General features: G+C 71.0%; 16 protein-coding genes. 5 read left to right on the top strand and 11 right to left on the bottom strand.

The genetic code is table 11. From position 1 onward, the window contains the following. Positions 1-369: 369 nt before the first annotated feature. Positions 370-825 carry a hypothetical protein gene (locus ACSIH6_RS02875; RefSeq protein ID WP_435106259.1) on the bottom strand — a complete coding sequence of 152 codons (456 nt, stop codon included), beginning with the start codon at positions 823-825 and terminating at the stop codon, positions 370-372. 387 nt (positions 826-1,212) lie between these two features. Next, positions 1,213-2,190 carry a LacI family DNA-binding transcriptional regulator gene (locus ACSIH6_RS02870; protein ID WP_435106257.1) on the bottom strand — a complete coding sequence of 326 codons (978 nt, stop codon included), beginning with the start codon at positions 2,188-2,190 and terminating at the stop codon, positions 1,213-1,215. A gap of 377 nt (positions 2,191-2,567) precedes the next feature. On the opposite strand from ACSIH6_RS02870, the gene ACSIH6_RS02865 reads away from it, so the two are divergent. Then, entirely contained in the window at positions 2,568-4,703 is a 2,136-nt protein-coding gene (locus tag ACSIH6_RS02865; protein ID WP_435106255.1) for a hypothetical protein, read from the top strand. Beyond that, a complete protein-coding gene (locus tag ACSIH6_RS02860; RefSeq protein ID WP_435106253.1) occupies positions 4,694-6,172 on the top strand; it encodes a glycoside hydrolase family 43 protein in 1,479 nt (492 codons plus the stop codon). The genes ACSIH6_RS02865 and ACSIH6_RS02860 overlap by 10 nt, the downstream gene beginning before the upstream one ends. Positions 6,173-6,294: 122 nt before the next feature. On the opposite strand, the gene ACSIH6_RS02855 is transcribed toward ACSIH6_RS02860, so the two are convergent. From ACSIH6_RS02855 to ACSIH6_RS02835, 5 genes are all read right to left on the bottom strand, one after another. Then, on the bottom strand, positions 6,295-7,371 hold the full coding sequence (locus ACSIH6_RS02855) for an SDR family NAD(P)-dependent oxidoreductase (RefSeq protein WP_435106250.1): 1,077 nt from the start codon (positions 7,369-7,371) through the stop codon (positions 6,295-6,297). A gap of 254 nt (positions 7,372-7,625) precedes the next feature. Further along, positions 7,626-8,822, bottom strand: coding sequence for a glycoside hydrolase family 1 protein (locus ACSIH6_RS02850; RefSeq protein WP_435106248.1), 1,197 nt, complete (start codon positions 8,820-8,822; stop codon positions 7,626-7,628). A gap of 289 nt (positions 8,823-9,111) precedes the next feature. Next, positions 9,112-10,281, bottom strand: coding sequence for a sensor histidine kinase (locus ACSIH6_RS02845; RefSeq protein ID WP_435106246.1), 1,170 nt, complete (start codon positions 10,279-10,281; stop codon positions 9,112-9,114). 38 nt (positions 10,282-10,319) lie between these two features. Then, the gene (locus ACSIH6_RS02840) at positions 10,320-11,012 is read right to left on the bottom strand and encodes a response regulator (RefSeq protein ID WP_435106244.1); all 693 of its coding nucleotides are present in this window, start codon (positions 11,010-11,012) and stop codon (positions 10,320-10,322) included. 154 nt (positions 11,013-11,166) lie between these two features. Then, positions 11,167-13,410, bottom strand: a complete 2,244-nt coding sequence (locus ACSIH6_RS02835) for an MMPL family transporter (protein WP_435106242.1) — start codon at positions 13,408-13,410, stop codon at positions 11,167-11,169. A gap of 369 nt (positions 13,411-13,779) precedes the next feature. Here ACSIH6_RS02835 and ACSIH6_RS02830 point away from each other — a divergent pair, with 369 nt between their 5' ends. Further along, positions 13,780-14,724, top strand: coding sequence for a LacI family DNA-binding transcriptional regulator (locus tag ACSIH6_RS02830; RefSeq protein WP_435106240.1), 945 nt, complete (start codon positions 13,780-13,782; stop codon positions 14,722-14,724). Positions 14,725-14,841: 117 nt separating this feature from the next. Here the strand turns inward: ACSIH6_RS02830 and ACSIH6_RS02825 are convergent, their stop codons facing one another. Then, entirely contained in the window at positions 14,842-16,311 is a 1,470-nt protein-coding gene (locus ACSIH6_RS02825; protein ID WP_435106238.1) for an MFS transporter, read from the bottom strand. 530 nt (positions 16,312-16,841) lie between these two features. On the opposite strand from ACSIH6_RS02825, the gene ACSIH6_RS02820 reads away from it, so the two are divergent. Beyond that, complete coding sequence (locus ACSIH6_RS02820; RefSeq protein WP_435106236.1) at positions 16,842-19,307, top strand: glycoside hydrolase family 78 protein; 2,466 nt, start codon at positions 16,842-16,844, stop codon at positions 19,305-19,307. A 182-nt stretch (positions 19,308-19,489) separates the two neighbouring features. Here the strand turns inward: ACSIH6_RS02820 and ACSIH6_RS02815 are convergent, their stop codons facing one another. Continuing rightward, positions 19,490-20,659 (bottom strand): NAD(P)/FAD-dependent oxidoreductase, encoded by a 1,170-nt coding sequence (locus ACSIH6_RS02815; protein WP_435106234.1) that lies wholly within the window; start codon positions 20,657-20,659, stop codon positions 19,490-19,492. Then, complete coding sequence (locus tag ACSIH6_RS02810) at positions 20,656-20,877, bottom strand: ferredoxin (RefSeq protein WP_435106232.1); 222 nt, start codon at positions 20,875-20,877, stop codon at positions 20,656-20,658. The genes ACSIH6_RS02815 and ACSIH6_RS02810 overlap by 4 nt, the downstream gene beginning before the upstream one ends. Before the next feature lie 91 nt (positions 20,878-20,968). Here ACSIH6_RS02810 and ACSIH6_RS02805 point away from each other — a divergent pair, with 91 nt between their 5' ends. Continuing rightward, positions 20,969-22,180: an RNA-guided endonuclease InsQ/TnpB family protein gene (locus ACSIH6_RS02805; protein ID WP_435106230.1), complete on the top strand. Its 1,212-nt coding sequence runs from the start codon at positions 20,969-20,971 to the stop codon at positions 22,178-22,180. A 72-nt stretch (positions 22,181-22,252) separates the two neighbouring features. On the opposite strand, the gene ACSIH6_RS02800 is transcribed toward ACSIH6_RS02805, so the two are convergent. After that, positions 22,253-23,383, bottom strand: coding sequence for a cytochrome P450 (locus ACSIH6_RS02800; protein WP_435106228.1), 1,131 nt, complete (start codon positions 23,381-23,383; stop codon positions 22,253-22,255). Positions 23,384-23,644: the final 261 nt, after the last annotated feature.

Below are 23,644 nucleotides of genomic sequence, written 5' to 3'. Positions count from 1 at the left end.
TGCCGTCGGCAACGCGCACCACGACGGCACGCCCGGACAGGGTGCCGAAGTCGACTCCGACCACGTACTGTGCCGGCTGCTCGCTCGGAGGTTCATGGCGGGGCTCGGGCGTCATCGGTGGCTCTCTCCCGGGGAACTGGTCGGTGGGCGGCCACATCTATGCGGTGTGGGCGCCCAACCATCTTTGGTAACGCGCGTTACATCATAGGTGACGCGCGATACTTATGGCGAGTTCCCTGATATGGACCCCTTCAGCGAAAGCCATGAACATCCCTGGGCGCAGCAGCCCGGCCACCGCTGAAGTCGGTGAGCGGCCAGCCTCGGGAACCGGAGAGCCGGACTCCTGCGCCGACGCTGGCGTCCCGGTCCTCAGGCCAGGAGACGGCCAGCCCGTGTCCGGGTCTCGTGGACGATGCCGTACTGCTCGTCGACCAGTCGGGTCAGTCGGTCGGCCCTGATCCACCGCATCCAGCCGCGGACGAGGTAGGGCGCGACCAACGCGGTGACGCCGAGCGGCACCGACAGCAGGCCCATGCCCGCCGTGAGGGCGAGGCCCATGCTGGCGAGGAAGGCCGTGCTCACGATGCCCACGGTGAGGGCCGTGGCGACCGTGATCGCGGCCGTGTCCTGACGCCCCCGCATGTCCGCGATCGCCTCCAACGCGTTCTCGCACTCGCGCTGCAACTCCGCGACCATGGCGCGGTCCTTGGCCGACCGGTCCCGCCTGAGCCTGAGTATGACGGTGTCGCCGTGTGTCCGGTGGGCTTCACCGCTCACGACGACCCACCCGAAGTCGCGGTAGCTGTCGCGATAGACGGCTTCCATGCGGCGGTCGACACGGACCGTCGTGTGCTCGCGAGCGGAGCACCCGGATGCGGGTGCCGGCGCCTGGTCTGCCATGAGAGTCCCCCGATCGCTCGTCGGATCAGCGCGGAGAGCGGTCCGTGTCCGGGTCCGCGCCGGAAGGCCCGGTCGGAGCCGTCGCTTTCCGGGATCATGACCATCCTGGGCGAGCGGCGGAGAACGCGCGTCATCCGCACGCACCGTTTCGGCCTACCGCGTCCGCGGTACGGCCATGGGAGCAGCGCACCGTGGGAGCGCGTACCCGTCGAACCATGGCGGGGCCGACGTCCGAGGCCCCCGTCGTGTCCCGCCCTGTGGCCGTCAGTGGCAGTGCCCCGACGCCCGGCCCTTCCCCGGCCCGGACTGGACTCAGGTGGTGGCCCGTTCGACGACGTGGGGGTTGGCGAAGGAGGGCTCCGCTCCGATGTCCCGACCGGCCAGCCCCTCGACGACGGCGGCGGCCCTGCGCCGGGCCACCTCGCGCAGGTCGAACCGCACCGTGGTCAGGGCCGGGACCGTCAGGCGGGCGGTGGGAATGTCGTCCACTCCGATGACCGCCATGTCCTCGGGAGCCGAAAGCTCCTGCTCGCGCATACCCGCCAGGACGGCGACCGCGGTCTCGTCGTTGAAGGCGCACACGCCGGTGACCGACTCCTCGGACCACCGCGCGACGACCCGCGCGGCCCGTTCGCTCTCCAGGGTCGTGTCGAGTACCACCGGTGGAGCGATCCCGGCCGCGTCGCAGGCCTCCTCCGCTCCGCGCAGCCGTTCGCGCCCCATCGGCAGCAGGTGGGGATGGCCCGGAAGGGCGTACCCGAGCCGCCGGTGGCCGCGTGCGATGAGGTGTTCGGCCTGCATCCGGCCGACCGGCCGGGTGACCGGAGAGTCGTCCATCCCGGTGGGGAAGACGATGGCGGCTCCCGCCCGACGCAGTTCCCGGGCCGTCTCCTGGTCGAACGAACCGAAGCCGACCACGGCCGAGGCGTCGACACTCGCACACACGTCGGCCAGGGAGCGCCCGCGTTCCCCGGTGAGGTGGGTGACCAGCGTCAGGCCGTGGTCGGCCAGGGCCGCGTCCAACTCCTCCACGAAACGGCTGATGCTCGCTCCCAGGGGGAGTCCGGGCACGGCGAGCAGGACGATGTCGCTGCGCCCTGCGGCCAGTGCCCTGGCCGAGGCGTGCGGCCGGTAGCCCAGGCGCCGGGCCGCCTCCGTCACGCGCCGCCGGGTCTCGTCGGGGATGGACTGGCCAGGACGGTCGTTGAGCACGAAGCTGACGGTGGTGCGCGAGACGCCCGCGGCACGCGCGACGTCCACACTGGTCGGACGCTTGGCGGGAGGCGTCATGGTCCCCTTCGTCACACGGTCGCCCTGGCGGTCGGACGCTCATCGTAACCGCCCTCCGTCAACCCGCGTCAGTTCGCGACGAGGGGCCCGGACAGACGCATTGCCGTTTTGTTACCGCTGCGCCCTGTCGGCACTCGGACCACAGGAACTATCGTACAAACGCGCGTTAGTAACGCGCGTTCAAAAGCCTGTCCGTGTGCATGAGGCCGCACCGCCGACCCGGTGCGAGCCCGTCGGCACGGACGGGGAAGTGTCGACAGCGGTGCGCGGCAGGTGCCCCCAGCACCTGAGCAGCCCTGTCCCGGCTCCGTCGCCGGGGCTTCGCACCGCCGTCGGCCGCAACACCGACCGCACGTCCACACCGTCGGGAGAAGCACGTGAGCAACACCGCCCGCCCCGGAGCCGCCATCGACCGCCAGGCGCTGGTGCGCCGCCACACCGTGGAACTGACGCGCCCCGACCCGGCCGAGGTGATGACCGTCGGCAACGGGAACTTCGGCTACACCGCGGACATCACCGGTATGCAGACCTTCACGGACTTCCACGACCAGACGACGGCGGTGGCGGAGCGGCGCCTGGCCGTGAACACGGCCACCCTGTCGACCTGGGGATGGCACTCGGCCCCCAACCCCGACGGTTTCACCCTCGACGACGCGATGTCGGTCCACCACACCTCACGCGGGCCCGTCGAGTACGCGGACAGGTTCGACCTGGCGTCGATGATGGGCGGCGGACTCCCCGAGGACCAGCGGGCCGGAGCGTGGTTGAACGCCAACCCGCACCGCCTCGACCTGGGGCGCGTCGGCCTGTTCCTGAGGAGAACTCCCGGCGCCGAACCGGAGCGCGACCCCTCGGTACTCGGGGACACCCGTCAGAGCCTGGACCTGTGGACGGGGACGCTGACCAGCTCCTTCACCTACGCCGGGCAACGGGTGCGGGTCACCACGGTCGCCGACCCGCACGCCTCGCGGGTGGCGTTCCGGATCACCTCCCGGGCTCTGGCGCAGGGCACGCTCGGCGTCGTGTTCCGGTTCCCCTACGCCAGCGACGGCTTCTTCCAGACCTCGGACTGGACCCGTCCGGAGGCGCACCGCACGACGGTCGAGCACGTGGACGCGGGGGCGTGCCGGTTCCACCGCGTGCTCGACGACACCGCGTACACGGTGAGGGCGGACTGGTCCCGGGGCGAGGTCCGCGGGACGGGTCGGCCGCACGAGTACCTGCTGACGACCCCGGCCGCCGAGTTGGAGGTGGTGGTCTCCTTCTCCCCCGCCGACAGCCCGCGGTTCGAGCGAGGAGGCTTCGAGGAGATCCTCGCCGCCTCCGAGGAGTGGTGGTACGACTTCTGGACCTGCGGGGCCGCGGTGGACCTCTCGGGCAGCACCGACCCCCGTGCGGCCGAACTGGAGCGCCGCGTGGTGCTGTCCCAGTACCTGACGGCGGTGCACTGCTCCGGCACCATGCCCCCGCAGGAGACCGGGCTGGCGACCAACTCCTGGCAGGGCAAGTCCCACCTGGAGATGCACTGGTGGCACGCTGCGCACTTCGCCCTGTGGGGCCGCCCCCACCTGCTGGAGCAGAGCATGGACTGGTACCTGTCCGTACTGGACTCGGCCCGCGACACCGCCCGGCGCCAGCGCTACGACGGCGTGCGCTGGCCCAAGCAGGTCGGCCCCGAGGGGCGCGAGAGCCCCAGCGACATCGGTTCCCTGCTCGTGTGGCAGCAACCGCACCCCCTCTACCTGCTGGAGCTGCTCTACCGCGGCGGCGGGGAACAGGACAGGAAGGACCTGCTGGAACGCTTCGGTCACCTGGTCGAGGAGACCGCCTGGTTCATGGCCTCCTTCGCGGAGGAGCGCAAGGGCACGTACCACCTCGCCGCGCCGATCATCCCGGCCCAGGAGTTCTACGACGCCAGGACGACCGAGGACCCCACCTTCGAACTGGCCTACTGGTGGTGGGGCCTGGAGATCGCCCAGTCCTGGCGCGAGCGCCGCGGCCTGGGCCGGTCCCGGCCGTGGCAGCGCGTCCAGGAGGACCTGGCCCGCCCCCACCGGTCCGGGAACGTCTACACCGCCATCGCGACCGAGCCCTACCTGCGGCGCGACGACCACCCCTCCCTGCTGTGCGCGCTGGGCGTGGTACCCGCCACTCCCCTGATCGACCCGCGGACGATGGAGGCGACCCTGGAGGACGTACGCGACGACTGGGGGTGGGACAGCGCCTGGGGATGGGACTTCCCGACCATGGCGATGACAGCCACTCGTCTCGGCCGTCCGGACCTGGCCGTGGACGCGTTGTTGATGGACACCGGCAAGAACCGGTACTCGGCCACCGGCCACTGCCCGCAGATCGGCAGCATGGTGCCCGTCTACCTGCCCGCCAACGGCGGTCTGCTCGCAGCGGTCTCCCTCATGGTGGCCGGTTGGGACGGCAGTGACGAGGACTGTCCAGGCTTCCCCCAGGACGGCACGTGGAAGATCAGGCACGAAGGGATGTTGGCATGGCCGTGAACGAGCGACCGGTCCTGGCGGGGTTCCACCCCGACCCGTCCGTCTGCCGGGTGGGTGAGGACTACTACCTGGCGAACTCCTCTTTCGAGTACCTGCCCGGAGTCCCCCTCCACCGCAGCCGCGACCTGGTGCGCTGGGAGCAGATCGGCAACGTGCTCGACCGCGACGAGCAGATCACGCTCTCGGGTCGCGCCGGCGGCGGTGTCTACGCACCCACCCTGCGCCACCACGGCGGTCTGTTCTGGATGGTCACCACCAACGTCGAGGAGTTCGCCAAGGGGCACCTGATCGTCCACGCCGAGGATCCGGCGGGACCGTGGAGCACACCGGTGCACACCGCCGGGGCCATGGGCATTGACCCGGACCTGGCCTGGGACGCGGACGGCAGTTGCTACCTGACCTGGGCACAGGTCGGCGCCGAACACCCCATCACCCAGGCGCGCGTCGACCCGTTCACCGGAGAGCTGCTGTCCCCTCCCGCCACACTGTGGTGCGGGACGGGCCTGGCGCACCCGGAGGGCCCCCACCTGCACCACCGCGGCGGCTGGTGGTACCTGACCATCGCCGAGGGGGGAACCGAGCGGGGCCACGCGGTGTCGGTGGCGCGCTCGCGCTCCGTCACGGGTCCCTTCGAGGGCGACCCCGCCAACCCGGTGCTCACCCACCGCAGCACCGACCATCCGGTGCAGAACACCGGGCACGCCGACCTGGTGGAGCTGCCCTCGGGGGAATGGGCCGCCGTGCACCTGGGGGTGCGCCCGCGCGGTACCACCCCGGGGTTCCACGTCAACGGACGCGAGACCTTCCTGACCGGGATCCGTTGGGAGGACGACTGGCCGGTCTTCGAGGAGGATCGCCACAGCCCGCCGGAGGACTCACACGGCTTCGACGAGGACTTCTCCGGCGACGTGCTGCACCCGCGGTGGATCGCCCCGGGCCTCAACCCCGGCCGATTCGCCGCTCCGACCGGGACCGGGGGCGTGGTGCTCACCGCGGTCGAGGCACCGGCCGGGGCCTCGGAGGATCGGGACCACCGGCGCCTGCTGGCGACGCGTGTCCGCGACGCGGAGTGGGAGGCCCGGGCGGTGCTCGACGAGGGCCTGGCCGCTCTCGTCCTGCGCATGGACGACCGCCACTGGGCCGGTGTGGAGGCGCACGGCTCCTGGATGGTCGCACGCGCGGTCGTGGGCGGGCTCGACCACACCCTGGCCCGCGTGCCCCTCCCCGGGCATCGCGTGGAGTTGTGCGTCCGCGCTGTCGCCCCCGTTCCCGGGCAGGAGCACAGCGACGGACCGGACGTCGTCGAGCTCGGCTACCGGGACCGGGAGGGATTCCACCCGCTGGGCCGGTTCGACGGACGCTACCTGTCGACGGAGGTGGCGGGAGGGTTCACCGGCCGGGTGGTCGGTGTGGCACCGCTGTCCGGGGTGGCGGTGCTTCGCAGCTTCCACTACCACCCCCTCCCCTGAGGTTCCCTGGGTCCGAAGAACGGCTGTGCCCTCCCGGTGGACCGGGAGGGCACAGCCGTTCTCAGGGGCGGTCAGTACGCACGCACCGGCTCCGCACGGGCGGCCGGAGCGGGGGCCCGGCGCTAAGCGGCCGACCAGCCGCCGTCAGAAGGAAGGATGGCGCCGTTGAGGTTGACGCCGTCATCGCTGAGCAGGAAGGTGATCGACGCCGCGAGGGCCTCGGGTTCGGCGGGCTCGGGCATGACGGCCATGCCCCCGCGGATGCGCTCGGCACCCAGCGGGGAGTTGAACCTGGCCTCGATGCCGGTGATCACCGGCCCCGGGACCACGCTGTTCACGCGGATGCCGCTGGGACCGTACATGTAGGCGCTGCTCTTGGTCAGACCCACGACGGCGTGTTTGGAGGCGGTGTAGGCCGCACCCGCCGCCGAACCCCGAAGCCCCGCCTCCGAGGCGATGTTCACCACCGCTCCCCGTCCGGCCTCGAGCATGACGGGCAGGACCGCGCGCATGAGCTTCATGGTTCCGTCCACGTTCACCGAGAAGACCCGCTGCCACACCTCGTCGGTGACCTCGTGGACCGGGGTCATGTCGTCCATGATCCCGGCGACGTTGGCCAGTCCGTCGATCCGCTCTCCGGCGGCGTCGAGGATGCGGGTGACGGCCTCGTCCTCGGTGATGTCACCGGCGACCGTGACCAGGTCACACGTGCGCAGCTCCTCGGCGAGTTCGGCGAGGCGCTCGCTGGAGATGTCCACGGCGACCACCAGCCCGCCCTCGCGGGCCACCCGTACGGCCGTGGCCCGACCGATCCCGGAACCGGCTCCGGTGACGATGACGGTCTTGTCGGCGAAGCGTCCCTCGGTGACCTTCTCCTTCCACTCCGACCGCGGTGCGGTGGTCCGCGCTGACGGGCCCGGTCGGGTCTCCCCGCCCGCGGGTACGGGCGTCGAGGCGTCCTCCCGGACAACCTCGCCAGCTCCGACGCGACGCACCAGGCCGGTGATCATGTCGTCGGTGAGGGTGCCCCGGCTCCGTTCGACGATCCGGCTGAGGGCGAAGCGGTGTACCGGGCGCAGTCTCTCGGGATCGGTTCCGCTCCGGCGCAGGAGTTCACGCAGGAGGGGGCCTCCGACCGGGTGGTCGAGCCAGGTACCCACGGAGGTCTGACCGTCGAGGTCGTACGCGTTCTCTGCCATCTGTCCGTCTCCTTGTTCGTACTCGTCCGCACGGAACCGGCCGGGTCCGGTTCCTCAGCCGTGCCCTTCTGGTCGACGCGGACCGGAAGGGCACGGAGAGAAGCCGCCGTTTCCGCGAAGGGTTCGTGCGGAATCCGGGCTTTCCCGGGAGCCTCGTTGCCGTTCACCGACCTTCGCAGCCCGGCTCCGGACGGTCGTCGTGCACGCGGTTGACTTCGGCCTACCGCGTACGCGGTACGGCTGCGGGCCGCGCGTCAGGTCGGCGTTCCCGCGCGCGCTGTCCTCCCCAGCCACGCCAGGCTCGGTTTGGGGCTGCGCTCGAAGGTCTCGCGGTCCACCCCGATCAGGCCGAAGGTGGGCTTCCAGTGGCCCCATTCGAAGTTGTCCAGCGCACTCCAGTGCAGGTAGCCGCGTACGTCGACCCCCTCGGCCATGGCGGCGGACAGGTGCCCCAAGGCCTCACGCGTGTAGGCGATGCGCCGGGTGTCGTCCGCGGTGGCGATGCCGTTCTCGGTGACCAGGACCGGTACGCCCCCGGTCGTCTCCCAGGTGTGGCGCACCGCGAGCCCGAGGGCGTCGGGACGGTAGGCGACGCCGGTCAGCGTGTTGTCCGGGCTCGGAGGGTGGGGAACGACCCCGTGCTCGTCGACGGCCTGGCTGGAGTAGGACTGCACACCGACGAAGTCGTCCTCGCGCGCGGCCTCCAGGTAGAGGTCCTCGCGGACGTAGCGCTCCTCGCGGAGCCTGTCCTCGTTGCCGGGTGTCGCGGTGAACGCGTTGTTCGCCACCGTCCACCCGACGCGGGCGTCGGTGTGCTGCCTGAGGAGGTCACGGACGGCGTGGTGGGCCTCGACCAGCCTCCGCCCCACCTCGGGATCGGGTGCGGGCAGTACCGAGCGCCGCACGTCCTCGACGGTGGGGCTGGACCATTCCGGGGACTGACCGGCCTGCGCCTGCCTGCCCATGGCCACCATCAGGCCGAGCATGTTGGGCTCGTTGATCGTGCAGATCCAGGGGACGCCCTCCAGGATGGTGGCGGCGGCGCGCGCGTAGGCGGCGAACCGCTCGGACGCGTCCTCGGCGAGCCATCCTCCGGCTTCGGAGAACCAGAGCGGGTTGGTGAAGTGGTGGAGTGTGACGACCGGGGTGAGGCCGAGGCCGAGGGCGGTGTCGATCATCCGCCGGTAGTGGGCCAACGCGGCGTGTGAGACGTGCCCTGGGCTGGGTTCGACGCGGGCCCACTCGATGCCGAACCGGTAGGAGTTCAGCCCGGCTTCGGCCAACAGCCGCATGTCCTCGGGGTAGCGGTGGTAGCTGTCCGCCGCGTCACCGCTGCGCTCCATGCCGGGTACGCGGTGCTCGCGCACCCACCAGTCGCTGTTGACGTTGTTGCCCTCGATCTGATGCGGCGCGGTGGCCGCGCCCCAGAGGAAACCGTCGGGGAAGGTCATGCTCGTACTCCTTGCCGGGTGCCGTACCGGTCGGTGGGGGTCTGCCACGCCTCACCGCGCGACATGTCGGCGGCACGGGAACCATTACTAGTAACGCGCGTTACCAGTAAACCCCAGATCTCCGCAGAGCAGCAAGACCCGTCTTCCGTCGCTGACCCGCGAAGGCAGCGGCATCCCCTTCGGCGAGGAACGGACCCCGACCTCCGACGGTGTCCGCCCCACCGACCGGCGCGGTGACAGACCGGACTCCGCGCACTCCGGGCCCCGGCCTGGCAGGCCGGGGCCCGGCTCACCCGGCCGGGGCCCGCAGAGGCAGTACCGCCCGAACCTCGTACAACCCGTCGGGACGCATCCGCGTCGTGAGCGAACCGTCGGCGGTCTCGGCGCGCTCGCGCATCCCGACGAGGCCGTAACCGGTACCGGCGCCCCTGTGGCCGCGCCGGGCGGGGTTGGTCACGACCAGCTCCACCGAATCGTCGGTGTAGGCCAGCTCCACGTCCGCGCGGCGCTCGGTGCCGTGCTTGCCCGCGTTGGTCATCGCCTCCTGCACGATGCGGTACGCGGCGAGGTCGGCGGCGCCGGTGAGCGGCCGGGGCGGGCCGTGCCGCGTCAGGCGGACGTCGAAGCCCGCGGTCCGGAACGAGTCGACCAGCGCCTCCACCCGGTCGATCCCGGGCACGGGCTGTCGGCTTTGCCCGGGCTCGTCGTCCTGGCGCAGCAACCCGACCGTGGCGCGCAGTTCGTCCAGGGCCGCGCGGCTGGTCTCCTTGATATCGGCCAGCACCTCGCGCGCCTTGTCCGGATGTGTGTCCGAAAGGTGGTGGGCCACCCCGGCCTGGGCGTTGACCAGGGTGATGTGGTGGGCGACGACGTCGTGCAGGTCCCGGGCGATGCGCACGCGTTCGTCGAGCACCCGGCGCCGCGCCTCCTCGTCACGGGTGTGCTCGGCCTCGCGGACCCGCTCCCGCGTCTGGCGCAGGAGGGTGCGCTGGTTGCGCACCGAATCTCCGACGGCGACCGCGACGACGACGTAGTTGGCGGGAAGCACGACACGGATGTCCAGCAGGTGCCCGGGAAGCCACAGCCCCGCGCTGGCGGTCAGCAGGACCGCCGCGGTCGCCGCCGTCATCCAGGTCGCGCGGCGGCTGGACCGTGTCGCCATCGTGTAGAGGGCCACGACGCTCGCCGCGTCCACCGACACGACGTGCGGAGCGATCATCGGAAGCACCGCTCCGAGCACCACGGTCACCCACGCGACCGCCATCGGGCGGCGGTACCGCAGCAGCAGCGCGGCGCTCGCGACCAGGACCACGATGACCTGCCAGCCGTTCGGGGTGGCCCACTCCCCCTCATCCCTGTAGGACAGCTGGAACACGCCGACCAGGGTCACGAACAACGCGGGCAGCACGACGTGCCACCACCGCGGCGCGGCTGGGGCGCCTTCGTACCGCCGCGTCACGGCGTCCTCCTCAGGGCCGAAGACGGCCGTCGGGTTCTTCACTCCGGGGGCGGCCGGTTCCCGCGTGGCCGCGGCGCGACGAGGCCGCTCTCGTAGGCGAACACGACGAGCTGGGCCCGGTCCCGGGAGCCGGTCTTCATCATGGCCCGGTTGACGTGGGTCTTCGCAGTCGCGACGCTGATGAAGAGCCTGTCGGCGATCTCGGTGTTGGACAGCCCCGCACCCACCAGGGCGGTGATCTCGCGCTCGCGCGCGGTCAGCTCCCCCAGTTCCGCGGCGGCCTCGACCGACCGGGCCTCCGGCTGGGCGAGGAACCGCCCTATCAGAGCGGTGGTGGCCGTCGGGGACAGCAGTGACTCGCCCGCGGCCACCGTCCGGATGGCGTGGAGCAGCGTGTCGGGCTCGACTCCCTTGCCGAGGAACCCGCTGGCTCCGGCCCGCAGAGCAGCGGCCACGATCTCGTCGGTCTCGAACGTGGTGAGGACCAGGATCCTCACCCCGGCCAGGTCCTCGTCGGCGGTGATGCGCCGGGTCGCCTCGACGCCGTCCACACCGGGCATGCGGACGTCCATGACGACCACGTCTGCCCTGCTCCGCCTGGCCTGTCCCACCGCCTCCTCACCGTCGGAGGCCTCGGCGACCGTCACCATGTCCGGAGCGGAGTCGATGAGGAGCCGGAAGGTGGCCCGGAGGAGGGTCTGGTCGTCGGCGAGCAGGACTCGGATGGTCACGCGTCGGCCTCTCTCAACAGCAGCGGGGTGTCGTCGCTCCAGGTCATGACGGTGCGAGCAGGCAGATCGTATCCGAGCGCCCGGAGCCCGGCTCCGTTCCCGCCGGACGGGTGTCCCGCGGGAACGGAGTCCGGCCGCTCCGGTGCGCGCCGCGTCAGGCGGGGTCGTCGTCGACCGGCCGGGGACCGGCCGACGACAGGGCCGCGGCCGCGGCGGGGGCGGGTTGCGTATCGACGGCAGCGGCCGCCTGCGGGGCCGGCCCTTCGATCGACACGCGCGGGGTGACGCGCTCCGCCCAGCGCGGGTACCACCAGTTGGCCCGGCCGAGGAGGGTCATGACGGCGGGCACCAGGGTCAGCCGGACCACGAACGCGTCGACCAGGACGGCGATCGCCATGCCGATGCCGATCATGGACACGATACGGTCCCCGCTGAAGGCGAACGAGGCGAACACGCAGAGCATGATCGTGGCCGCGACGGCGATCACCTGCGCGGTCTCGGTGACCCCCGTGCGGACCGAGTGCCTGTTGTCGCGGGTGTGGGCCCACTCCTCGTGCATGCGGCTGACCAGGAACACCTGGTAGTCCATGGACAGCCCGAACACGACGCCGACCACGAGCACCGGCACCAGGTACATCACCGGGGCGCCGGAGCCGATGTCGAGCAGTTCCAGACCCCACCCGTACTGGAAGATCGCGGTGACGGCGGCGAGACCGACCATGATCGTGGCGATGTTGGTCAGCGCGCCGACCAACGGCACCAGGACGCTGCGGAACGCCACGGCGAGCAGCAGGAAACCGAGCAGGGCGATCAGTCCGAGGTACAGCGGCAGCTTGCCCATGAGCGCGTCGGACAGGTCGATGCTGCCCGCGGTCGCACCGCCGACGTAGACCTGGAGACCGCTGTCGGCCTCCGCGGCCGGAATGACGTCGTCGCGCAGTTCCGTGACCAGGTCCGCGGTCTGCTCGGCCTGGGCGGTGGTGGTCGGCACCACCGTCGCCTGGGCGACCTCCTGTCCGGGTCGAACGGGTGCGGCGGCCACCTCCGAGACCCCCTGGACCGACTCCAGGCGCTCGGTAAGGGAGGCGAAGGCCTGCGCGGACGCCTCGTCGGGCGTGCGTGCGACCAGGAGCAGGGGGGCGTCGAACCCGTCGCCGAAGGCCTCCGACATCAGGTCGTGGTAGGCGCGGGTGGGAGATCCGACCGGGTGGCTGCTGGCGTCCGCGTCCCCCACCCGCATTCCGGCCACGGGCAGGGCGATCACCACGATCGCGGCCAGGGCGAGGCCGCCGACGGCCAGGGGGAAGCGCTGCACCAGGCCGATCCAGCGCTCCGCCGCGCTCCCCCGGCCCTCCTTCTTCGACGGGAGGGGATCCTGACCAGCGGCCAAAGCCCTGCGCTGCCCGCGGGAGAGCACTCGAAGGCCCAGGAGACCGAGCAGGGCGGGCAGCAGCGTGACGGCGGCGGCGACGGTGAACAGAACGGTGACGGCCGCGGCCTGCGCCATGCTGGTGAGGAGTCCGAGGTCGACCACGAACATGCCGAGCAGGGCGATGACCACCGTGATACCGGCGAACACGACGGCCCGTCCTGAGGTGTCCACCGCCTGCGCGACCGCCTCCGGGACCGTGGAGCCCGCGAGCAGCGCCTTGCGCTGCCGGTTGACGATGAACAGGGCGTAGTCGATACCGACGCCCAGACCGATGAGCGCGCCCATGGTCAGGCTGGTCGAGGCCAGGTCGACCGCGTGCGAGCCCAGCATGACCAGGAGCAGTGAGGCCCCGACTCCGACGAGGCCGGTGAGGATCGGCAGGACGGCCGCCCACACCGACCGGAAGAGCAGCAGCAACAGCACCAGCGCGGCGAGGATCCCCACAGCCTCCGCGCCGTGCGACCCGCCGGGCTGTTCGGCGAACGCCTGTCCGCCGACCTCGACCTGGATCGTGTCCGTCCGCAGGTCCTCGGCGGCCCGCATGACGGGATCCGTGTCCGCGTCGGCGTCGAGGACGACGCTCGCGTAAGCGGTGTCGGCCTCCGTGTTCAGCTGACCCGCGCCCTCCTGGGCGTAGGGACTGACGACCTGCTCCACACCGGGCATCGCGGTGATGCCCTCCAGGGCCGCGGTGACCTCCTCGCGCACCGGTGCCGCGCCGACGTCGGCGCCCTCGGTGTGCCACACGATCGTGCCGCGGACGACGTCCTCGGAGGCGCCGGTCTGTCCACTCGCCTCCTCCAACAGGCGGTAGGCGGTGGCGGACTCGCTGTCGGGCAGCTCGGCGGCGTCGGTGAACGCCGTTCCGAAACCCAGCACGAGACCGGCCAACCCCAGAAGGCCGACGACCCAGCCGACGAGGACCACGCCCCGCCGCCGGTAACACCAACGGGCGAGAGTATTCATGGCGGAACCTTTCAGGACGGTGCACTGGCTCTGCCAAGACTCGTCCTCGGACGCCGCCGGGTCGTCAGCCCCGCACGGTCATCGCGGGTACCGCGTCCGCGGTAGGGGCGCTGGCGCCCGCCTACCGCACACGGCCCGTGCGGTCCGGGGACGGTCGGCGGGCGCACGGATGCCCGAACACGCGAGCGCTTCCGAGACCCTCCGCCCTCTCCGAGCAGGCGTGTCCGCGTGGTCGCCGCTCGTGGCTCCGCACCGTCGGCTTCGCCTGACCATGCGTGAGGTAACGTGCGTTACCATTGGCTGCGGCGTGGCCGATAACGCGCGTCACTCCCCCAGGACTCACAGCGGTGCGAAGGCGAGGAAGACGGCGTGGTCACCAAGAGCGAGGACGTCGCCAGGGCTGCGGGCGTCAGCCGGGCGACCGTGAGCCAGATCCTCAACGGGCACGGCCAGCGCTTCTCGAAGGCCACGCGCGAACGCGTGCTCCAGGCCGCGGAGGAGCTCTCCTACCGACCGTCCGTCGCGGGCCGCGCGCTCGCCACGGGGACGAGTGACATCGTGGTCGCGCTGCTGCCGTACACGACGCTGAGCGGGAACCTGCAGCACGTCCTCGAACGCGCGACCGACGAGCTGGCCAAGCACGGCGTCACTCTCGTACTGCGCCTGTCGACGCGGGCCGTGGCCTCGCTCGAACACCTGGTCACCACGCTCCGGCCGCGCGCGGTGTTCTCGATTACGCCGTTCGGCGACGACGAGCGGGCCCTGCTCGAACGGCACGGCACCGCGGTGGTGAGCCCGGGCGTCCACGACGACGGCTTCGACCACCGCGTGGGACGTGCCCAGGCCGAACACCTCATCGGGCGCGGCTGCCAGCGGCTCGCCTACGTGCACATCGACGACGAGCGGTACGGCCTGTTCGGCCCCCTGCGTGAGGCCGGTGTGCGCGAGGTGTGCAAGGAGCACGGCCTCCCGGAACCCGTGGTCCTGAAGCCGCGGCTGGCGCACACCGACGCACTCGGCGCCGTCGACGCACTCGGCGCCGGCACGGGTGTCGCGTGCTTCAACGACGACATCGGCGTCGCGCTCATGCACGCGGCGGCCGAACGCGGGCGCCACGTGCCCGGCGACACCGCGATCATCGGTATGGACGGGACGCAGCTCTCGGAGGCCGTGGGCCTCACGACACTGAGTGTGGACGTCGACGCCGCGGCTCAGGGCGCGCTGAACGCGCTGCTCTCCGGGTTCGGCCTGCCAGTCGAGGAGCCGTCGCGCCCGCCGTTGGGACCCCGCGTCGTCGAACGCCGCACCACCTAGCACCACGGCGGCGGCCACAGTCCCGTCGCCCGGCGTCCGCCGAACCCGGAACAACGGTGGCCGCGCACGGTCGATGACCGTGCACGGCCATCCGCACGTGGCCTGTGGTCCCTCTGCTCAGAGCTTCAGGTCGCTGGTGTCGGCGTGGACGCCGTCCGCCAGGTCGGCGTTGAGCTTCCCCATGTGCCTGTCGAGGTCGTAGAAGAAGGTCAGCACGAACATGACGAGACAGAGCGCCAGAGGGCCGAGGGAGTACAGGGCGATGATCGCGCTCTCGGCCGCGGGCGTCTGGGACTGCGCCGTCCCGTCGTAGGCCACCAGGCCCATGACGGCTCCGACCAGCGCGGGGGCCAGGCCCGCTCCGACCTTCCCGCAGAAGCCGACCACCGAGTTGGCGGCCGCCTCGATCCGTTTGCCGGTCTTCCACTCGCTGTAGACCATCGTCTGGATGACGAAGAAGCCCACGAGCATGGTGATGATGCTCGCCATGCTGCCCATCAGGTGGCCGCCGATGACGGCCGCGGGAACGCGGGGGAAGAGGTAGACGATCGCATGGCCGATGATCGCCACGACGAGGCCGATCCGGACGAAGCCGATCCCGCCGATCCTGCGTACCGCGAGTGAGAACAGCAGGAAGGTGAACGGCACGATGAGGGTGCCCAGCGCACCGAAGCTCAGCAGGCCGATGTCGCCGAGGATGTACTTGAAGTAGTAGGTGCCGACGATGCTGCCGCTGTGGACGACGATGTTGGCGACGAGGACGATCGCGGCGAGCAGGAAGGCGTACTTGTTGCTCAGCGCCGCGACGAGGATGTCGCGCACGCTCGGCCGCTCCTCAAGGCCCTTCGTCCCGTCGACGGGGAGCTCCTTGATCACGAGGAACCGCACCAGGCCGAGAACCATCATCGGGACGCCGTAGAGGACGGAGATGAGGGTCCACCCGCCGGGCTCGTTGCCCCAGTTCGCGATGAGCTGGGGCAGCAGGACGTTCGCGCCACCTGCGGCGAGGGTGATGAACAGGCCCTGTCGGCCCAGGACCTTGGCGTAGCGCTCCTCGCCGTGCACGGCCCTCTTGAGGTAGACGGCCTCACATCCGTTGAGGGCGGTCTGGCACACCGCGCTGATCAGCGTGAACAGCACGAAGATGTAGGTGGCCTGCCAGAACGTGTTCATCTCGGGCGTCGAGAAGATGGCGATCGTCAGCAGCCAGATCGGGACGATGAACAGCTCGTACGGTCGCGCCTTGCCCCAGCGGCTCTTCGTACGGTCGATGAGGACACCGATCGCGAGGTCGGTGAACGCGTCGAAGACCTTGGAGACGAGGAAGAGGGTGCCGACGAGTGCCGCGGGGAGGCCGAGGGTGTCCGTCGAATAGAACGTCAGCTGCATCATCACGATGGTGTTGACCGCGAGCGCGACACCACGCGTGGAGAAGACCAGCGAGAAGAACGGCGGAAGCGCCGTGCCCTCCTTCTGCCGGGGGTCGGGGGACTCCGGCCCCCCGTCGGCGGTGGCCACGCCCAGGGGTGGTGCCGTGTCGGGAACGCCGCCCGCCCGCCGCGAGGCGTCGTCAGGGTGTTCGGTCATGCGGATTGCTCCTCGCGTTGGCGCGGCACCCCCGTACACAGGGCGCTAGTAACGCGCGTTAACGGATGCTACACCCAAAAGTAACGCGCGTCACTAGGGCCAGTGACGTACTCATCCAGATGAAGGGGATAAACCCGCCGGGCACATCCACCCCTACGGACTCCCCACCCCCACCGACACACGTCCGCATCACACGACGCGTCGGGGCGCGTGCCGGACCCGGGTCCGGCACGCGCGCTCAGACCCGGGACTCCCACCCCAGCCGCCACCCCATCACTGGTTGACGGGTACCACCCGCTTGCATAGGTTCAGATAACGCGCGTTACTAGAGTTCGGTCCGGACACCCGGGTCCGGTGCGTGGTGGCTCCCCCTGTCAGCGCCGCCAGCGCCGGGGCCCCGGCCGACCGGTGGAGACGGTCATGTGCGGGTCCGTGCCAGGCGCGATCCGCCGGGGTCCGGACACAGCGGGCCCATGGCTTCCCCCCGCCCCCGCACACTGACGCACTCCACGAAGCCCCTGGGAGGATTCATGACCACGTTCGTCAGCGGGCCCCGGCCGTCGGCCGGTGACCCCGCCGTCTACTTCCGCCGCCCCTTCGACGTCGGGGCCGGACTGGTCCGGGCCACGTTGCGCGTCACCGCGCTCGGCATCGTCGTGCCGTACCTGAACGGCGAACGCGTCGGTGAGGACGTGCTCGCGCCGACCTGGACGTCGTACCGTCACCGGGTCCACCTCTCCCGTTACGACGTCACCGAGCGCCTTCGCCAAGGGGAGAACGTGTTCGGCGCGGTCGTCGGCGAGGGCTGGGCGGTCGGCCCGCTCACCTGGGACCTCAAGCCCCACAACTACACCGACCGGCCCGCCCTGTACGCCGAGCTCACGATCGAGTACGCCGACCGCACCGAGGTCGTCGGCACGGACGGTTCGTTCCGCGTCGGTTCGGGCGCGGTCCGCGAGAACGGCGTCTACGCGGGCGAGTCCTACGACGCCCGGTTGGAGGAGCCGTGGTCCGAGCCCGGCTTCGACGACCGCGGTTGGGAGACGGCGCAGCCGTTCGAGTGGGACCTCACCGCGTTGGAGGAGGGGGCCGCGCCGCCCGTCCGCCGTGTCGAAGAACTGGAGCCGGTCTCGATCACGACGAGTCCGGCGGGGCGGACCATCGTCGACTTCGGCCAGGTCCTCTCCGGTTGGGTGCGGATCACCGTCTCGGGCTCGGCGGGCGACACCGTCACTCTCTCCCACGCCGAACTGCTCACCTCCGAGGGCGAACTGGAGCGCGAGACTCTGCGCAAGGCCGCGGCGGTCGACCGCTACACGCTGCGCGGAGGCGCGAGCGAGACGTGGCAGCCGGAGTTCACCTTCCACGGCTTCCGCTACGTGCAGGTCGACGGATGGCCCGGCGAACTCACTCCCGACGCGCTGCGCGCCGTCGTCGTGCACACCGACATGCGCCGCACCGGCTGGTTCGAGAGCTCGCACGAACTCGTCAACCGGCTGCACGAGAACGCCGTGTGGTCGATGCGCGGCAACTTCGTGGGGCTCCCGACGGACTGTCCCCAGCGCGACGAGCGCCTCGGATGGACGGGCGACATCAACGCCTTCGCACCGACGGCCGCGTTCCTGTACGACGTGCGGGACGCCCTGGGATCCTGGCTGCGTGACCTGGCCGCCGAACAGGCCGCGACCGGCTCGGTGCCCTGGACCGTGCCCGACGTGATGGACATGCCGAACATGCCCACGGCGCTGTGGAGCGACGTCGCGGTGAGCCTGCCGTGGGAGCTCTACCAGGAGTACGGCGACGCCGAGATCCTGCGGCGGGCGTACCCGTCGATGACCGCGTTCGTGAGGCAGGTCGAGGGGCTCCTCGACGAGGGCGGGCTGTGGTCGAAGGGCTTCCAGTACGGTGACTGGCTCGACCCCGACGCGCCGGCCGACAACCCGGCGGGCGGCAAGACCGACCCCCACCTCGTCGCGCAGGCCTACCTGTGCAGGACGACCCGCGAACTGGCCGACACCGCCGAGGTACTCGGTGAGGGGAAGGACGCGGAGTACTACCGCGAGCTCGCGGAGCGGGTGCGGACCGCCTTCCGGGACGAGTACGTGAGCCCGAGAGGGCGCGTCACCAACGAATCGGCCACCGCCTACGCCCTGGCCATCGTCTTCGGGATCCTCGACGAGGCGCAACTGCCCGTCGCGGGCCGACGGCTCGCCCAGATCGTCTCGGCCGCCGGTTACACGATCCAGACCGGCTTCGCCGGCACTCCGGCGGTCACCGACGCCCTCACGCTGACCGGCCACACCGACGCCGCGTACCGCCTGCTGTTGCAGACGCGAAGCCCGTCGTTCCTCTACCCCGTGACCATGGGCGCGACGACCGTCTGGGAGCGCTGGGACTCGGTGCTGCCCGACGGCACGGTGAACAGGACCGGTATGACCTCGTTGAACCACTACGCGCTCGGGGCCGTCACCGGCTGGCTGCACCGTGTCGTCGGTGGCCTGCAACGCCTGGCGCCGGGGTGGAGGCGCATCCGGATCGCTCCCCGCCCCGGCGGTGACCTGCTGCACGCACGCGCGACACACGACACCGTGCTCGGGCGGGCGGAGGTGCACTGGCGCGTGGAGGAGGGCACGACGCGGATCGACGTCACCGTGCCGGAGGGTGCGACGGCCGTGGTCGAACTGCCGCTGCACCCCGAAGGAACGGTCGAGGAGGTCGGTGCCGGGCGGCACACCTGGGAGTACCCGGCGCCCGAGGGCTACGGTTCCTCGACTCGACTCACGCTCGGTTCGACGCTCAACGACATCGCCGCGGTCGACGGCGCGTGGGAGGCGGTGCGGAAGGTGATCCTCCAGGCGCATCCGGACATGCCGATCGACGCGGGCCTCCAGCACGCAGGCGACGCCACACTCGACAGCCTGCTCGGGCGTCTGCCCGGAGACGCGGACCAGGTCCGCGCACGCCTCCAGGACGCGCTCGCCGCCGCCCAGGCGTGACACCGGGCGACGACCGGTCGGTCATGGACCGAGGGCCTTCCGTGCGTGTGCCCCCGCCCGTGTGAGAGCGGGCGGGGGCACGCCCCTCGACGGCGCTTCTCCGGCCTCGGAGCCGGTCCCGAGCCGTGGCGAGGCTCGGGACCGGCTTCTCCGACGGGAGGCCACGGATCGGGCCGTCACCACTAGGCGACGCCCTTGAACACGTCCCCCCACGGTGTTCCGTCGGCGACGGCTTTGCGCCAGGCGCGCAGGGCTCTGGGAGAAATGCCTACCGCCAGGATGCCGGTGAGACGTTCACCCCTCCGGTAGGCGGCGACGAACCCGTCCGGGCCGAGTTCGCCGTCGACCACCGCGACCTCCTCGTGCCCCCGCAGGTAACCGTAGGCCTGGATCTTCATGTCGTACTGGTCCGACCAGAAGTAGGGCACCGGCGCGAACGCCTTACCCCCACCGGGTGCCAACAGGTTGCGTGCGGCGGCCATGCCCTGCTCGGCCGCGTGCGTGCGGTGTTCGACGCGCATGGAGACACCGAACAGCGGGTGCCGCCAGCGCGCCACGTCCCCGGCCGCGTACACGCCGGGGGCCGCCGAGCAGTGGGAGTCGCAGACCAGGCCGTCGGCGACCTTGAGCCCGCTGCCCTCCAGCCACTCGGTGTTGGGCGTCGAGCCGACCGCGACCAGGACCTCGTCGGCCGCGACCACCTCGCCGCCGTCCAACACCACTCCGTCCGAGCGGACCTCGGCCACACCCACGCCGGTGCGCAGCCGGACTCCGCGGTCGACGTGGACCTGGGACAGCACCCGTCCCACCGCTTCGCCGACCGCGTGGGCCAGCGGCACCGGGGCGGGCTCGACCATGGTGACCTCGCACCCCAGCCCTCGGGCCACGGCCGCCACCTCGGCGCCGAGGAACCCGGCTCCGACCACCGCCAGGTGACGCTCCGGCGCCAGGCGGGACCGCAGTGCCAGGGCGTCGTCCAGGGTGCGCAGCACACGGCCGCTGTTGCCGGGCAGCCGCCGCGGGCGCACACCGGTGGCCACGACCAGGCCGTCGTACTCCACGTGACCGCCGTCGGACAGAGCCACGGTCCGCGCCGCCGTGTCGAGCCCCGTGGCGGCGACGCCCAGACGGATACGGACTCCGAGGCCCTCCAGGTCGGCCGTCGAACGCAGCGGGAGCCGGTCGGGTTCCCAGTCCGCGGCCAGGATCTGCTTGGACAGCGGCGGCCGGTCGTAGGGAGGGTACGGTTCGTCGCCCAGGAGCGTGACCTCACCCTCGAACCCCTGTCGTCGGAGCGTCTCAACCGCCGCCAGTCCGGCGGCCGAGGCTCCGACGACGACGATGCGCCTCACTCCCGTACCAGGCGCAGGGCCGCGGCCGGGCAGACCGCCACGGCTTCACGCACCTCGTCGAGTTGGTCCTGGGGAGGGTGCTGTTCCAGGACGACCGCCACTCCGTCCTCGTCCCTCTGGTCGAAGACGTCGGGGGCGGCGACCACGCACTGCCCCGAGGCGACGCACTTGGGTTCGTCGAGTTCCACACGCATGCGGATCTCCTCCTCACTGTTCACCTGGCTTCCCGGAGGATGCCCCGGCCTTCAGGCCAGGGAGGAATCCGGAACATGGCTTACTCATACAGCCAACACCTGTAACTTTGGGTGCATGCGGACGGCGTACAAGTGCCGGGCCTACCCGGACCCCGAACAAGCGGCCCAACTGGGCCGCACGTTCGGATGCGTGCGCCTGGTATGGAACAAGACCCTCGCCGAACGCCACACCGCCTACCACCAGCGCGGCGAGAAAACCTCGTACCAGCAGACCGACGCCGCGCTGACCCAGTGGAAGAAAACCGAAGACCTGGCGTTCCTGGCCGAGGTGTCCTCGGTCCCCCTGCAGCAGACCCTGCGCCACCAACACAGCGCGTTCGCGAACTTCTTCGCCCAACGCGCCCGCTACCCCCGGTTCAAGTCGCGCGACGCCCGCCAATCGGCGCACTACACCCGCAGCGCGTTCCGCATACGCGACGGACGACTGTGGTTGGCCAAACAGGAAGCGCCACTTCGCCTGGCCTGGTCCTTCGACGACGTCGACCTCGCCTCGCTGAAGCCGACCACCGTCATCGTCTCCCGCGAGGCGGACGGGCGCTGGTACGCCACCTTCGCCGTGGAGACCACCGACCCCGAACCCGCCCCACATACCGGGCGCGAGATCGGCCTCGACCTGGGCGTGAAGGACTTCGCGGTCACCTCCGACGGGGAGAAGATCGCCAACCCCCGCCACCTGGAACGCAAAGCCAGGAACCTGGCCCGCTACCAGCGCCGCATGGCCCGCAAGCGGCGCGGGTCGGCCAACCGGCGCAAGGCCAAGGCCAAGGTCGCCGCCGCCCACCGCAAAGTCCGCCACGCGAGGCAGGATTTCCTGCACAAGACCACCACACGGCTGGTCCGCACAGCGGACCTGATCGCGATCGAGGACCTCAACGTCGCGGGCATGGTCAAGAACCGGCGTCTCGCGCGCGCCATCTCCGACTGCGGGTGGGGTGAGTTCCGCCGCCAGCTGGAGTACAAGTGCGCGCGGGCCGGTCGCACCCTGGTGGTCATCGACCGGTGGTTTCCCTCCTCCAAGACCTGCTCGGCGTGCGGATACCTGCTGGCCACACTCTCTTTGGGCACCCGGCATTGGACGTGCCCTGCCTGCCGCACCCGACACGATCGGGACCACAACGCGGCCAAGAACACCCTTGCGGCTGGTCGAGCCGCAGCCCGGGAGACAGTCTCGGGTGATGCCTGCGGAGCTGGTGTCAGACGGCAGGGGTCCTCCCTTCCGCGGTCGGCGAAGAAACAGGAAACCGCTGTCGTGAGACAGCCCGCGTGAGCGGGACCGCCCCGTCAGGGACGGTCGGAATCCCCCTCCTTCAGGAGGGGGAGAAAGTCAAGGGTAGGGCGGTCACCAGGTGACGGGCAGGGAGTGCAGGCCGTAGGCGACGCCCTCGAAGGCGAAGCCGACCTCCTCGAAGGGGACGGCCAGCCGGAGTGTGGGGATTCGCCGGTACAGGGTGCCGTAGACGACCTGCAACTCGACGCGGGCGAGCGTCTGTCCCAGACACTGGTGGGCCCCGTAGCCGAAGGCGTGGTGCTGACGGGCCGCGCGGCCCAGGTCGAGCCGCTCGGGCTCGGGGAACTCCGACGGGTCCCAGTCGGCCGCGGACAGGTCGAAGACCACCCCGTCCCCGGCACGGATCACCTGGTCGCCCACCTCGATGTCCTCCAGGGCGATGCGGCGCACCCCGGTGTGCACGATCGTCAGGTAGCGCAGCAACTCCTCGACCGCCTTGGCGATCGTCTTGGGGTCCTGCGCCGAGCGCAGCGCGTCGAGCTGCTCGGGGTTGCGCAACAGGGCGAGCGTGCCCAGGGAGATCATGCTGGCACTGGTCTCGTGTCCGGCGATGAGGATGGCCATGCCCATCGAGAGCGCCTCCTCCCGCGCCATCTCACCGGAGGCGACGTAGGCCGCCAGCTCCGAGAGCACGTCGTCGGCGGGCTCGACCGTCTTCTGGTCGAGAAGCCGGCTCAGGTAACCGCCCAGGGCGCCGCCAGCTTCGGCCATCTGTTCCTCGGTCGCCGCGTGGCTGACCATGACGTTGCTGTTGCGCTGGAAGAACGCGTGGTCCTCATAGGGGACACCGAGCATCTCGGTGATGACCAGGGTGGGGACCGGAAGGCCCAGCGCCGTGACCAGGTCGGCGGGCTTGGGACCCGCCAGCATGTCGTCGATCAGTCCGTCCACGACCTTCTGGATGGCGGGACGCCGCGCCTCGACGCGCTTGACCGTGAAAGGGCCGTTGACCATACGGCGCAGCCGGGTGTGCTCGGGTGCGTCGGTGTTGGTGATCAGCGGCGGCGTGTGCTTGGCGGCCTCGGACCTGCCGCGGGTCATGTGCGGGTAGTTGGGCAGCTTCTCGTTGATGCTCAGTCTGGGGTCGGTGAGCAGGCTCCGCTGGTCGGCGTGGCGGGTGATCAGCCACGGTGTGCTGCCGTCCCAGATCCGCACTCTGGCCGCGGGGGTCCCCTCCGTCATTCGCCGCACTGTCGCCGGCGGGTGGAACGGACAGCGGCTCTCCCTGGCCTGGGGGTACTCGGGGACCGGTTGTTCGTCCCCTTCGGCCGGTGCGCCGATGGTCTCAGCCACGTGTGTCTCCGTCTCGTGGTCGTCACAGGCAGGTGGGGGAATGCCTAGGGTCTGTTTTTTGAACCGGCCCTCAGCCCGTGGGGGTTGGTTCGGGCGTCCACGGGGTTCTGGAGGTGGCGGAGGCGGGTTTCCGTGGGAGGACTGCGCCGT

The organism is Nocardiopsis synnemataformans, from assembly GCF_965343085.1.
Classification (GTDB): domain Bacteria; phylum Actinomycetota; class Actinomycetes; order Streptosporangiales; family Streptosporangiaceae; genus Nocardiopsis; species Nocardiopsis alborubida.
The sequence above is the reverse complement of the archived record's forward strand: the minus strand, read 5'-3'. Positions and strand labels throughout refer to the sequence as shown.

Excerpts from the sequence above, each read along its gene's own strand:
- ACSIH6_RS02850 (WP_435106248.1), bottom strand. The coding sequence starts at position 8,822 with ATGACCTTCCCCGACGGTTTCCTCTGGGGCGCGGCCACCGCGCCGCAT.
- ACSIH6_RS02860 (WP_435106253.1), top strand. The coding sequence starts at position 4,694 with ATGGCCGTGAACGAGCGACCGGTCCTGGCGGGGTTCCACCCCGACCCG.
- ACSIH6_RS02855 (WP_435106250.1), bottom strand. The coding sequence starts at position 7,371 with ATGGCAGAGAACGCGTACGACCTCGACGGTCAGACCTCCGTGGGTACC.
- ACSIH6_RS02825 (WP_435106238.1), bottom strand. The coding sequence starts at position 16,311 with ATGACCGAACACCCTGACGACGCCTCGCGGCGGGCGGGCGGCGTTCCC.
- ACSIH6_RS02820 (WP_435106236.1), top strand. The coding sequence starts at position 16,842 with ATGACCACGTTCGTCAGCGGGCCCCGGCCGTCGGCCGGTGACCCCGCC.
- ACSIH6_RS02870 (WP_435106257.1), bottom strand. The coding sequence starts at position 2,190 with ATGACGCCTCCCGCCAAGCGTCCGACCAGTGTGGACGTCGCGCGTGCC.
- ACSIH6_RS02835 (WP_435106242.1), bottom strand. The coding sequence starts at position 13,410 with ATGAATACTCTCGCCCGTTGGTGTTACCGGCGGCGGGGCGTGGTCCTC.
- ACSIH6_RS02800 (WP_435106228.1), bottom strand. The coding sequence starts at position 23,383 with ATGACGGAGGGGACCCCCGCGGCCAGAGTGCGGATCTGGGACGGCAGC.
- ACSIH6_RS02805 (WP_435106230.1), top strand. The coding sequence starts at position 20,969 with ATGCGGACGGCGTACAAGTGCCGGGCCTACCCGGACCCCGAACAAGCG.
- ACSIH6_RS02875 (WP_435106259.1), bottom strand. The coding sequence starts at position 825 with ATGGAAGCCGTCTATCGCGACAGCTACCGCGACTTCGGGTGGGTCGTC.